The organism is Flavobacterium sp. ST-158 (assembly GCF_058309975.1).
Genome location: NZ_JBZEEN010000009.1, coordinates 149,619 through 162,088, shown reverse-complemented (window position 1 = coordinate 162,088; position 12,470 = coordinate 149,619). Strand labels below are relative to the sequence as shown.

General features: G+C 31.4%; 12 protein-coding genes. 3 read left to right on the top strand and 9 right to left on the bottom strand.

Features of this window, described 5'->3' with window-relative positions; all coding sequences use genetic code 11:
* The first annotated feature begins 49 nt into the window (after positions 1-49).
* Together AC4FRF_RS14285 and AC4FRF_RS14280 are read left to right on the top strand one after the other, a co-directional pair.
* Positions 50-2,635, top strand: a complete 2,586-nt coding sequence (locus tag AC4FRF_RS14285; protein WP_491160369.1) for a phosphoenolpyruvate carboxylase — start codon at positions 50-52, stop codon at positions 2,633-2,635.
* Between the two features lie 9 nt (positions 2,636-2,644).
* The gene (locus tag AC4FRF_RS14280; RefSeq protein WP_491160367.1) at positions 2,645-3,160 is read left to right on the top strand and encodes a DinB family protein; all 516 of its coding nucleotides are present in this window, start codon (positions 2,645-2,647) and stop codon (positions 3,158-3,160) included.
* Positions 3,161-3,165: 5 nt separating this feature from the next.
* Here AC4FRF_RS14280 and AC4FRF_RS14275 read toward each other — a convergent pair whose 3' ends face one another.
* The 7 genes from AC4FRF_RS14275 to aroB form a co-directional block, all read right to left on the bottom strand.
* Positions 3,166-3,639: a DNA-deoxyinosine glycosylase gene (locus tag AC4FRF_RS14275; protein WP_491160365.1), complete on the bottom strand. Its 474-nt coding sequence runs from the start codon at positions 3,637-3,639 to the stop codon at positions 3,166-3,168.
* 5 nt (positions 3,640-3,644) lie between these two features.
* Positions 3,645-5,759: a DNA helicase RecQ gene (recQ, locus tag AC4FRF_RS14270; protein ID WP_491160363.1), complete on the bottom strand. Its 2,115-nt coding sequence runs from the start codon at positions 5,757-5,759 to the stop codon at positions 3,645-3,647.
* Between the two features lie 88 nt (positions 5,760-5,847).
* Positions 5,848-6,246, bottom strand: coding sequence for a DNA primase (locus tag AC4FRF_RS14265; RefSeq protein WP_491160361.1), 399 nt, complete (start codon positions 6,244-6,246; stop codon positions 5,848-5,850).
* Between the two features lie 10 nt (positions 6,247-6,256).
* Entirely contained in the window at positions 6,257-7,228 is a 972-nt protein-coding gene (locus tag AC4FRF_RS14260; protein WP_491160360.1) for a deoxyhypusine synthase family protein, read from the bottom strand.
* A 99-nt stretch (positions 7,229-7,327) separates the two neighbouring features.
* Positions 7,328-8,728 carry a type III PLP-dependent enzyme domain-containing protein gene (locus tag AC4FRF_RS14255; protein ID WP_491160359.1) on the bottom strand — a complete coding sequence of 467 codons (1,401 nt, stop codon included), beginning with the start codon at positions 8,726-8,728 and terminating at the stop codon, positions 7,328-7,330.
* A gap of 57 nt (positions 8,729-8,785) precedes the next feature.
* Positions 8,786-8,965 carry a hypothetical protein gene (locus tag AC4FRF_RS14250; protein WP_491160357.1) on the bottom strand — a complete coding sequence of 60 codons (180 nt, stop codon included), beginning with the start codon at positions 8,963-8,965 and terminating at the stop codon, positions 8,786-8,788.
* A gap of 59 nt (positions 8,966-9,024) precedes the next feature.
* Positions 9,025-10,092: a 3-dehydroquinate synthase gene (gene aroB / locus AC4FRF_RS14245; protein ID WP_491160355.1), complete on the bottom strand. Its 1,068-nt coding sequence runs from the start codon at positions 10,090-10,092 to the stop codon at positions 9,025-9,027.
* A gap of 91 nt (positions 10,093-10,183) precedes the next feature.
* On the opposite strand from aroB, the gene AC4FRF_RS14240 reads away from it, so the two are divergent.
* Positions 10,184-11,353 carry a proline dehydrogenase family protein gene (locus AC4FRF_RS14240; protein WP_491160353.1) on the top strand — a complete coding sequence of 390 codons (1,170 nt, stop codon included), beginning with the start codon at positions 10,184-10,186 and terminating at the stop codon, positions 11,351-11,353.
* Here the strand turns inward: AC4FRF_RS14240 and AC4FRF_RS14235 are convergent, their stop codons facing one another.
* Together AC4FRF_RS14235 and AC4FRF_RS14230 are read right to left on the bottom strand one after the other, a co-directional pair.
* Positions 11,354-11,770, bottom strand: coding sequence for a thiol-disulfide oxidoreductase DCC family protein (locus AC4FRF_RS14235; RefSeq protein WP_491160351.1), 417 nt, complete (start codon positions 11,768-11,770; stop codon positions 11,354-11,356).
* A gap of 67 nt (positions 11,771-11,837) precedes the next feature.
* A complete protein-coding gene (locus tag AC4FRF_RS14230) occupies positions 11,838-12,158 on the bottom strand; it encodes a hypothetical protein (RefSeq protein ID WP_491160349.1) in 321 nt (106 codons plus the stop codon).
* Between the last annotated feature and the right edge of the window lie 312 nt (positions 12,159-12,470).

Here is a 12,470-nt window from a genome sequence, read left to right as displayed (position 1 = left end):
TTCAAAAACTACAAAACAATACAATTAACTAAATAATTCAATATAATTTATGTATACGCTCCCTAAAATTGAACGATTTAACCAAAACGTTCTTTCTAAATATAATATTTATAATAGCGTTTTCATTACTTTACCTTTTGATTCTATAGATAATACAGGTGCTTTATTGCCTTTATTCACAGATGTTTGTGAAACAGGTTTTAAGAAAATGGAAACACCAAAGGAAATTTTTGAATTTTTCTCTAAAAAATATTTACACACTGACGTAGAAGCAGATAAAATTGACTTAATGTTTCGTTTTATCCAGTATATTGAGCGTCAAATTGTATTATTTGATGCTGTGGAAGATGCTGCTTTTCCAATTGTAAATAATATGGAAGGACGCGGTTCTTTGAGAGATATCAAAGAAAAATCGGATGCTAGAGGAAAGAATGAGGAATTAGCTGAATTTTTAGAAAACTTTAATGTAAGAACAGTTTTAACAGCGCATCCAACGCAGTTTTACCCTGGAGCTGTTTTGGGAATTATTAACGATTTAACGCAAGCTATTCGTGATAATAATCTCCTTCAAATCAAACAACTTTTGGCACAATTAGGAAAGACGCCATTTATTAAAAATGAGAAACCAAATCCTTTTGACGAAGCTGTAAGTTTAATTTGGTACTTGGAAAATGTATTTTATAACACTGCTGGTGATATGATGCATTATTTGGAAACAAATATTGCTCCTACAGGAAACATTAAAAATCCTATTATTCAATTAGGATTCTGGCCAGGAGGCGATAGAGATGGAAATCCATTTGTTACTACAGATATTACCTTAAAAGTTGCTGATCGTTTAAGAACTTCTATTTTAAAATGTTATTATTTTGAGATGAGAAGTTTAAAAAGAAAGCTAACATTCTCAGGGGTAGACTTTTTAGTTGCTGAACTTGAAAATAAATTATATCGTTCTGTTTTTTATTCTAAAGGTGAAATCTATATCACTTTAGAAGAATTTAAATCACAGCTGAACAAAATAAAAACAATTATCGTAGAGCAACATCAATCATTATATGTAGATGAGCTAGAAGCTTTATTGATTAAAGTAAATTTATTTGGATTCCATTTTGCTACTTTAGATATTCGTCAAAATAGTAGAATTCATGATGCCGTATTTAGAGATATTTTTGATTTCTATCAAAACAATGGCGGCGATATTTTTCCTAAAAACTATTACGAATTATCTGAGAATGAAAAATGTAAAGTTTTGACGAGTGTTCAAGGCAATCTGAATCCAGCTGATTTTAAAAACGAAATGACTAAATCTACAATTGAGTCAATTCAGGCAATCAAACAAATTCAGACCAGCAATGGTGAGCTTGGAGCTAACCGTTATATTATTAGTAATAATGAAAATGCGGTTAATGTTTTAGAAGCATACGCTTTATTCAGGTTGAGTAACTGGGAAAATCCTTCAGTTGATATTGTACCTTTGTTCGAATCTGTTGATGATTTGCAAAATGCACATAATGTAATGGAGCAATTGTATACTAATCCAGTATATGCAGCTCATCTGGCTGACAGAGGAATGAAGCAGACTATTATGCTTGGATTCTCTGACGGAACAAAAGATGGAGGGTATTTGATGGCTAACTGGAGTATTTATCAGGCTAAAGAGCAACTTACAGCAATGTCCAGAAAATATGGTATCAAAGTAATTTTCTTTGATGGACGTGGTGGACCACCTGCACGTGGAGGAGGGAAAACACATAAATTTTATGCTTCTTTAGGTCCGGATATCGAAAACAAAGAAATCCAAGTAACTGTTCAGGGACAGACTATTAGTTCTAATTTTGGAACTTTAGATTCCTGTCGTCATAATTTAGAAAACTTATTGAGTGCTGGAGTTACTAATCAGGTATTTAATAAAGAATTAAATAAATTTTCTGAAGCTGACAAAGAAGTAATGACTCAGTTGTCAGAGCTTGGGTACCAAAAATATTTAAGTTTTAAAAATCACGACAAGTTTATTCCATATTTGGAAAAAATGAGTACTTTGAAATATTACGCTAAAACTAATATTGGAAGCCGTCCTTCTAAAAGAAGTAAATCTGAAAAATTAGATTTCAAAGATTTAAGAGCTATTCCTTTTGTTGGTTCTTGGAGTCAATTAAAACAAAACGTTCCTGGTTTTTACGGAGTAGGTTCGGCTTTAAAGCATTTTGAGGATACGAATCAATGGGATAAAGTTCAGGATTTATACAATCATTCTATGTTCTTTAAAACATTGTTAGAGAACAGTATGATGTCATTGGCTAAATCATTTTTCCCATTAACAGCTTATATGAAAAACGATCCTGAATTTGGAGAATTTTGGCAAAATATCTACGATGAGTTTTTAGAAACTAAAAGGTTGTTGTTAAAAATCGCTGGTCATAAAGAACTGATGGAAAATTACCCTGATGGAATGGCTTCAATCCAAATTAGAGAACGTATTGTATTACCATTATTGACTATTCAGCAATATGCATTATTGCGTATTAATGAATTGAATAAAGAAGCAAATCCAGACGAAAAACTAATTAAAGTATACGAAAAAATCGTAATGCGTTCTTTGTTTGGAAACACTAACGCAAGTAGAAATTCAGCTTAATATTCAATTATGAAGCGAACTGATATTCCTGAAAACGAGTATTCCGTATTTAATGCTACTTATATAAAAGCAGCGGGAGATGGAGATTTATATGAAGACTTAGAAATAAGTCTTCATAATTTTATTCGTTTTGTTCAGGATATTCCAATGGATAAATTTGATTATCGTTATGCCGAAGGCAAATGGACAATCAAAGAAATTATTCAGCATATTATTGATACAGAACGTGTTTTTAGTTATCGTGCTTTGAGAATTTCAAGAAATGATAAAACGCCATTGCCAGGATTTGACGAGAATGATTTTGCTTCCAATACCAATGCTAATGACAGGCATTTACAAAGTTTGTTAACAGAATTATCTCTTGTTCGTCAAGGAACTTTGGCACTTTTTAAGAGTTTTTCAGAAGAACAATTAAAAAGAATCGGAATTGCATCTAATAATGAAATTTCTGTACGTGCAATAGGTTTTATTATTATTGGACATCAAAAACACCACCAAAACGTTTTTCAAGAAAGGTATTTGTAATTTTATTAAAAACAGGTTGACCAATTTTTTAATTTGTTTTCAAAAGACATAGTATTAGCAGGGCTTGTAGAAGGCATTACAAAATACGTAATGCCTTTTTTTTGTTCAAAATTTTTAATGAAATAACGATGACTTTCTTTTCCATTAAAGATTATCTTTTTGATATTGGGATAGGTTTTAAACAAAGACTCAAAATTATTTGGTTTATGATTTTTGATGTGAATGTCTAAACTTCCTTTGCGTTCGCAATTTTCTAACACATCCCAAATTCCAATTTTGTTAGCTTCTAGAAGTTTTATCTTTTCTTCGAAATGAACTGAAACGGGTAATTCATCAAAAAGCGTATAGATTATTTTCCAAAAATGATTCCGTGGATGCGCATAATATTCTTGTTTTTCTAATGATGTGATTCCAGGCATGGTTCCCAATATTAGAATTTCGGTTTCATTGTTGATAAAAGGAGGAAAGGAATAAATCATGAGTGTTAGATGTCGTTTTCTTTCTTTTCAATAATAGCTAATCCTATTCTTATTTTTTCATAGCTTATTTTCTCTTCAAAATAATCGAAATAAGGTTTTAAAGCAGTGGGTTTTTCAAGTGTTATATTTGCATTAGCAATCAAATGAACTTCTTCTTCAGAAATAAATTGCTTTAAATTAATTGAAGCGCCGTCAAGATACAATTTTGCAAAATGCGACATAATGGTTCCAATGCCTAGCTTTCTTTTTACAGCAATCTCGTCAGCGGTAAATCCTTCATTGTATAAAGCTAAGGTTTCTTTGTATGTGCTGGATTCTTTTTTAGTCTTTACTTTTTTCTCTTTTTGAAAAGCAATAATAGCTTTGATGAAAGCATCGCCGTATTTTTCTAACTTGGCTTTTCCTACACCGTCAATAATAATAAATTCCTCTTCACTCATCGGGCGATTGATTTCTATTTGGCGTAAAGTAGCATCGCTAAAAATGACATAAGCAGGAACTTCTTCTTCTGTGGCAATTTCATAACGCAATTTGCGTAAGCTTTCAAATAATGAATTCGCAACTGCTTTTGTTTTCGTTGTAGTTGTTTCCGTTTTAGTTGCTTTTGCTTTTTGTACGGTATTGAGTTGTACTTTTTCGTTTTCAAACAAGACTTTCTTTGCTAAAGGAGTCAATTTGATTTTATTTTGTTGGTGAAAAGCAATTTCGCAATACCCAAGATTAATCAATTGAATCAGGTATTGATTCCAATCGTGCCAAGAAGTTTCAATCCCAACACCATAAGTTTTTAAGTTTTGATATTCTTTTTCGTAAATATAGGCGTTTTTAGAACCTCTTAAAAAATCAACTATAACTGGCAAAGCTTCTGATTCTTTTAGTCGAATAATTGCCGAAAGCGCTTTTTGAGCAATAATAGTTCCGTCAAAAAAGGCGGGAGGGTTTTTACAAATATCACAATTGCCACAATTTTCGGTTACGATTTCTCCAAAATAAGAAAGCAATATTTTACGGCGACAACTCAAAGCATCGGCGTATTGTTTCATTCTCTCTAGTTTTGCTAATTGAATTTCGGTATTTTGTCCCTGTGAAGCAAATTTTTGCAGCTGAATCAAATCACCATAACTTTCGAATAAAATAGTTTCTGAAGCCAAACCATCTCGGCCAGCCCGACCAATTTCTTGGTAATAACCTTCAATATTTTTGGGTAAATTATAATGAATAACCCAACGCACATTGGATTTGTCAATTCCCATTCCAAATGCAATAGTGGCGCAAACCACTTGACATTGATCATTGATAAAATCGTCTTGTGTTTTAGAGCGAAGATTTGCTTCTAAGCCTGCATGATAAGCTTTAGCTGCAATTCCTACTTTGCTCAATTTTTCAGCTAGTTCTTCGGTAGTTTTGCGACTCAGACAATAAATAATTCCAGAATCATTGGGTTTTGATTCGATAAAATCGATAATTTGTTTGACTCTGTCTAATGCCGGTCTTACTTCTAAACTGAGATTTTTTCTATCGAATGAAGAAATAAAAACAGCAGGATTTCGTAAGTTTAATTGATTGCTAATATCTTGACGTGTAGCTTTATCAGCTGTTGCAGTTAAAGCTAAAATTGGAGTAGAAGGGAAGCGGTTTTTCAGGTAGCCTAAATTAGTGTACGCAGGTCTAAAATCATGTCCCCAAGACGAAATACAGTGTGCTTCATCAATTGCAATCAGGCTGATGTTAATCGTATTAAAAGCATTTTCTAAATAAGATAAACTCTCAGGCGCAATGTAAACTAGTTTTACTTTATTGTTTTTGAGATTGTCTATGTGCTCTAGTTGTTCGACCTCGGTTTGTGTACTATTAATGAAACAGGCTGGAATTCCGTTTGCTTTTAAACTATCTACTTGGTCTTTCATCAAAGCAATTAAGGGGGAAATTACAATAGTAATTCCCTGAAACAGTAAAGCAGGTAGTTGAAAACAGATTGATTTTCCACCTCCAGTAGGCATTATGGCTAAGGTATCATTGCCTTTTAAAATAGTATTAATAATTTCTTCCTGATTGGTTCTGAACTTTTCAAATCCAAAATTTTCTTTAAGCGTGGAATGTAAAATTTGGGAAGTAATCATTTTTAGGTTGTAATTGAGTTTTTTGAGAACTACAGATAAAAAAAGGAACTCTGTTTGAGTTCCTTTTTTTATGTGTGTGTATTATGAATTAATCTTCATCATCGTCTTCGTCGTCATCTGCAATGTCTTTGTCGTCACCATCTTCATCATCATCGTCTAAATCTGGTTTGTCATTGTCGTCATCATCATCGTCGTCATCGCTAATGTCGTCATCTAAATCTAAACCTTTGATTGGAGCGATTGGTTCGATTACATCATCAATTTCGTCATCTTCATCAAAATTCTCAATTCTATCTGCTAATTTAGTGCTTACTTTTACTAAATAAATAGTGTCTTCTGTACGAACTTCAACAGCTTCAACTAATTCATTTTTAGCATTTTTAAAACGAATAATGTCTTCGTCGTCATATCCATCAGGAAATTTTTCAACCAATAAGTTTAAAATTTCATTTGTAAGTTTAGCATACTCTACAATAACTCTTCTCATAAAAATGGTATTATAAATCTAATAAATAAGCAAAAATTAATGGTGCTACAATGGTAGCATCTGATTCAATAATAAACTTAGGAGTTGTAATGTCTAATTTACCCCAAGTAATTTTTTCGTTAGGAACTGCTCCAGAATACGATCCATAACTAGTTGTAGAATCTGAAATTTGGCAGAAATAACTCCAAAATGGAATGTTGTGCATTTCCATATCTTGGTATAACATTGGAACAACACAAATAGGGAAGTCTCCTGCGATACCACCACCAATTTGGAAAAATCCAATACCATTTTCGCTATTTTTTGGATACCAATCTGCTAAGAAAGTCATGTATTCAATACCTGATTTCATAGTAGATGCTTTCAAATCACCTTTAATAACATAAGAAGCAAAGATATTCCCCATTGTACTATCTTCCCATCCAGGTACAATAATAGGCAAATTTTTCTCAGCTGCAGCATACATCCAGCTGTCTTTTAAGTCAATTTCATAATATTCTTCTAATACTCCAGAAAGTAACATTTTGTACATGAATTCATGAGGAAAATAACGCTCTCCTTTATCATCAGCATCTTTCCAGATTTTGTAGATGTGTTTTTGTAGTCTACGGAAAGCTTCGTGTTCCGGAATACAAGTATCTGTTACACGGTTTAACCCTCTTTCTAATAAATCCCATTCGTCTTGAGGAGTCAAATCACGGTAGTGAGGCACTCTTTCATAGTGAGAGTGTGCTACTAGGTTCATGATATCTTCTTCAAGGTTAGCTCCTGTACAAGAGATAATTTGAACTTTATCTTGACGAATAATTTCGGCGAAGATTTTTCCAATTTCTGCTGTACTCATTGCACCAGCCATACTTACCATCATTTTAGCTCCATTGGCTAATTGCTGTTCGTAAGCTTTAGCGGCATCTACTAATGATGCAGAATTGAAATGTAAATAATGCTTTTCAATAAATTGACTGATAGGTCCTTTACTCATTTTAAGGGGTTTAAATGTTTAGCAAATTTATCTTACTTTGAATCTAAATCGGTTCAAATATAATGAAATTATAAATCTACTAATTGTGTATTTAATTAATTATTTTTTATTGTAACCTAAAATTTTTAATACGTCCTCAGAGGTTTGTTGTTCTGAAAAAACTTCTGTTGCCAATATACCATTTTCATCTCTATCAATCAAGATATGTTTAGGTTGTGGTATCAAGCAGTGGTGTAATCCTCCGTAGCCGCCAATGGTTTCTTGGTAAGCACCAGTATTAAAGAATCCAATGTATAATGGTTTTTCTTTGCTGTATTTTGGCAAATAAATGGCGTTCATGTTTTGCTCAGAGTTGTAGTAGTCGTCACTATCACAAGTAAGACCACCTAATAAAACTCTTTCATAGGTATCATTCCAACGGTTTACTGCTAACATGATAAAACGTTTGTTTATAGCCCAAGTATCTGGCAAAGTAGTAATGAAAGAAGAATCAATCATGTTCCATTTTTCTCTGTCGTTTTGTTGTTTTTGATACAAAATTTGGTAAATAGCACCTCCGCTTTCTCCTACAGTATAGGAACCAAATTCAGTAAAAATGTTAGGAACATCTACTTCAGCTTCGTCGCAAGCAATTTTAATTTGATTAATGATTTCATCAATCATGTATTGATAATCATATTCAAATGCCAAAGAATTTTTAATTGGAAATCCTCCTCCAATATTTAAACCATCAAGAGTAGGACATTCTTTTTTAAGAGCAATATATACTTTGATACATTTTACCAATTCGTTCCAGTAATAAGCAGTATCGTTTATTCCTGTATTGATAAAAAAGTGAAGCATTTTTAATTCAAGATTGTTGTTTTCTTGAATTTGTTTTTTGTAAAAATTAACGATGTTTTTATAACCAATTCCTAATCTGGACGTATAGAACTCAAATTTAGGTTCTTCCTCAGCAGCAATTCTGATTCCAATTTTGAATTTTCCTTTGATTTCTGCTTGTAGTAAATCTAATTCTTCGTAGTTGTCAATAATTGGAATGGTGTTTTTATGACCATTATTAATTAATCGGGCTATGTTTTCAATGTATTGGTCTCTTTTAAAACCATTACAAAGAATATAAGTGTTTTTGTTGATTTTACCGTTTTCCAATAAATTTTCAACAATATTTATGTCAAATGCTGATGAAGTTTCAACATGAATGTTGTTTTTGAAAGCTTCATTCATGATAAATTCAAAATGCGAACTTTTGGTACAATAACAGTAGTAGTATTTTGCCTCGTATTTGTTTTTTTCCATCGATTTACGAAACCAGCTTTTGGCTTTGTTGATGTTGTTTGAAATTTGAGGTAAATAAGTAAATTTTAAAGGTGTACCGTATTTTTCAACCAATTTCATCAAATCGATATTGTGAAATAAAAGGTTGTCTTTGTTCAGCTTAAATTCTTCTTGTGGAAAGTAGTACGATTGATTTATTAAGTCCGAATATTTAGTATTCATTGAATTTTAGAGTTTTAGTTTTTTATAAAAAAAAGGATATAGTTTTTAGGCTATAATTCAAACTCTAATGTTGGCATAAATAATTTGCAATTTTTTACTTTCAACTTTTAAATATTCAAAAACATCAAAATTAAATGGACTTATAACCAAATTAAAACGTTTCAATATTCCTAAGAAAGAAGTATTGTTTACGCTCTGATTCGAGTTGTAATTTCTTTGTTTTTGATCTTTTTTCATTGCGGCAAATGTAAAAAATAATATCTAAGTGATGCAATCCTTTTTTATAAAAAAAATAGTTAAGATTTATAATCTTCAAAGGACTTGAGAATTAATTCATTCTCAACTTCTTGGTTAATTTTTATCTTTCCAATACCTTCAATTAAGGCAAACTGAATGCTTCCGTATTCGTTCTTTTTGTCGTGAATTAACAACTCAAGAATAGGTGTAATGTCGGCTTCTTCAAAAACAATGTCTTCATATATTGATTTCAATACCGTTTTAATTTGAATATATTCTTCATTAGAAATTAACCCTTTGTGTAACGAAATAAAACTTTCTAGAATCATACCTACAGCAATAGCTTCTCCGTGTAGCAAAGTGGTTTTGTTCTCGTTTTCAAGAAAATAACCTTCAATAGCATGACCTAAAGTATGACCAAAATTCAATGCTTTTCGGATGTTTTTTTCTGTTGGGTCTTGTTTTACAATTTCATTTTTAATCTCGACTGATCTGTAAATCAATTGATCTAAAGCATCAAAATCAATAGTTGAAATGTCTAAAAATTCTTCCCAGTATTTTTTGTCGTAGATTAATCCGTGTTTCAACATTTCGGCAAGACCAGAGCGCATTTCGTTTTGAGGCACCGTTTCTAGATATTGTGTGTCAATTAAAACCATATTTGGGACATTAATTACTCCTATTTGGTTCTTTAAATTTCCTAAATCCACACCGTTTTTTCCACCTACAGAAGCATCTACCATAGATAATAAGGTAGTAGGTATATGGATAAAGTCAACTCCGCGTTTAAAAGTGGAAGCTACAAAACCACCAAGGTCAGTAACAACACCACCACCTAAATTAAGTACCAATGTTTTTCTGTCTCCGCCAAGTTCAGTAAGTACTTTCCATATTTCAACGCAGGTTTCAATGTTTTTATTTTCTTCACCGGCTTCAAATTCTATAATTTCTACGTTTAATTCTGTCTCTATATAAGGCAATAATTTTGGTAAACAAAATTCATTGGTATTACTATCTACAATTATAAAGATGTTAGAATATTTGTTCTGAGTTAGATGAAGATTTAAAGCTTCGTATCCTTTTTCGTTAAAATAGATTGGGTAGTTATTGGCTTGAATTGTTTGCATCGTCATTAATTAATTTGAAATGCAAAATAAGGTAATTTCTAGTAATTATTATTCATAACTCTGGCTATATTTGTTTTAAATAGCGAAAAAAATGAAAAAGATATTCGATAACACCCAAAATGCTTTTGCTTTAAAAAGTAATAAGCAGTTGTATGCTTCTTATTTTCTTTTTAAGATGATGGCATTAAAACCTTTGGTAAAAATAGGAACTAAGTTGATTAGCCTGGCATTGAAAATGAATCTTCCTGTTGAAAAATTAATTCAAAAAACGATTTTTAATCAGTTTTGTGGTGGAATTAATGAAGAAGATTGCCTGAAGGTTGTGGATTTGTTATATACTAAAGGTGTTTCTTCAGTTTTGGATTATGCGGTTGAAGGAAAAATTAATGAGCAAGAGTTTGATAATGCACTTCAAAAAGTACTTAAAATCATTGAGTTTGACAAAGAACGTCTGGAAATTCCTTTTTCTGTTTTTAAACCCACAAGTTTTGGTCGAATTGATTTGTATGAAAAAGTAGGAAAGCAGGAAAAATTAAGCAATTCCGAACAAGAGGAATGGGATAGAGTAGTGGCTCGTTTTGATAGGGTTTGTAAAGAAGCTTATCAAAAAAATGTTTCTGTTTTGATTGATGCCGAAGAGAGTTGGATGCAAACTGCTGCCGACGATTTAATTCTGGATATGATGCGCAAATACAATAAGAAAAACCCCATTGTATTTAATACTTTACAAATGTATCGATGGGATCGAATGGATTATTTAATTGAAATACATCAAAAAGCTAAAAATGAAGGTTTTTTTATAGGTATAAAATTAGTTCGTGGCGCTTATATGGAAAAAGAAAATGAGCGAGCTGAGGAAAATAATTATCCATCTCCCATTTGCGCTAACAAGCAAAAAACAGACGAAAATTATAATTCTGCTCTGCGTTATATTACAGATGATTTAGTTGTTTTCTCCCTTTTTGCAGGAACGCACAATGAAGAAAGTACTTACTATTTAATGGAATTAATGCAACAAAAAAACATTGCTCCAGCAGATGTTAGTATTTGGTTTGGTCAATTATACGGTATGAGTGATACAATGAGTTTTAATTTAGCTGCTAACGGTTATAATATTGCTAAATATCTACCTTTTGGACCAGTAAAAGAAGTAATGCCTTATTTGATCCGTCGCGCTCAGGAAAACACCGCTGTAACTGGGCAAACAAGTCGAGAATTGAAGATGTTGAAAAAAGAACGTAAGAGAAGAAAACAAGCTTAATTATCCTAAAAATTTAGCGTTCAATTCGGGAGTTGGAATCATGCAATGTTCTTTTTTGCCATACCATTTGTATCGGTTTTTAGCAATATAATCGTAAACACGATCGTTTATTTTTTTTGGAAAAACATTCAAAGCTACCAGAAATCCATAGAAGCCGCCTAATTCAGAAGCTATTTTTAATGCGGCTTCCGATTTGTAATAATAGGCTTTTCCTGGTTCGTATAAGATGATGCTATCGGTTATATTTGGGTTTACCCCAATGTAATTACAAATTTCCTTTGCCAAATCTGACTGTAAAGCCACAAATCGAAAAATATCCTTTTTGTCCCTTTCAATTATAAATTGTACCGCCGAATTACAAAGATTGCATACGCCATCAAAGAGAATTATTTTTTTGTTTTTGGGTAGGTTTTGCATTTTGTGGTTATTGTGAGAAACGAAGTAATCTCATGAAGATTGATATTCCAGTTTTCTTAAGTTAAAATTATCTTATGTAAATTTCTGATATGGGTTTAGATTCTAAAATAATATCCATATTTGTTTCTTTTGCTTTTAAAATCTTAGATTTAAATCCACTTAAATAGAATACCAAAATATCATTTTCGCGAGCAATTAATGAATAATATCCATTCGAGTCAGCTTTAAAAGATTCTTTTCTGTTCAAATTGGAAATAAAAACATTTGGAATTGCTTTTTTATTCTCATTATAAACGATACCTGATATTTTTTGCTCTTTTGAATTTGTATTATGTAGACCATAAAAAGTTTTAAATTTTTCAAGAGTATTAATGTTTTGATCTTTCAATGTTAAAAGTATCACTCCGTTTCTACCATTTTCTCCATATAAATCTTTAGCAGCTTTGTCTTTTAGAACATCAATTTCTTTTATGTCATTAGGATTAATAATAATGGATTTTCAGATTTTTCATTTAAAAAAATATATAATTCCTGTGTTACTGATTTTTTAAACGATCACTGTTTGTTGAATCTTGATTTTGCGCATGAATTGCAAAAACATTTACAAAGAAAACAATTAGTAATATTGGTGTAATATTTTTCATTTTTAGGCTAATTAGAACCGTAAATATAAAGAAAAATCTTAGTTAAATAATAAAAC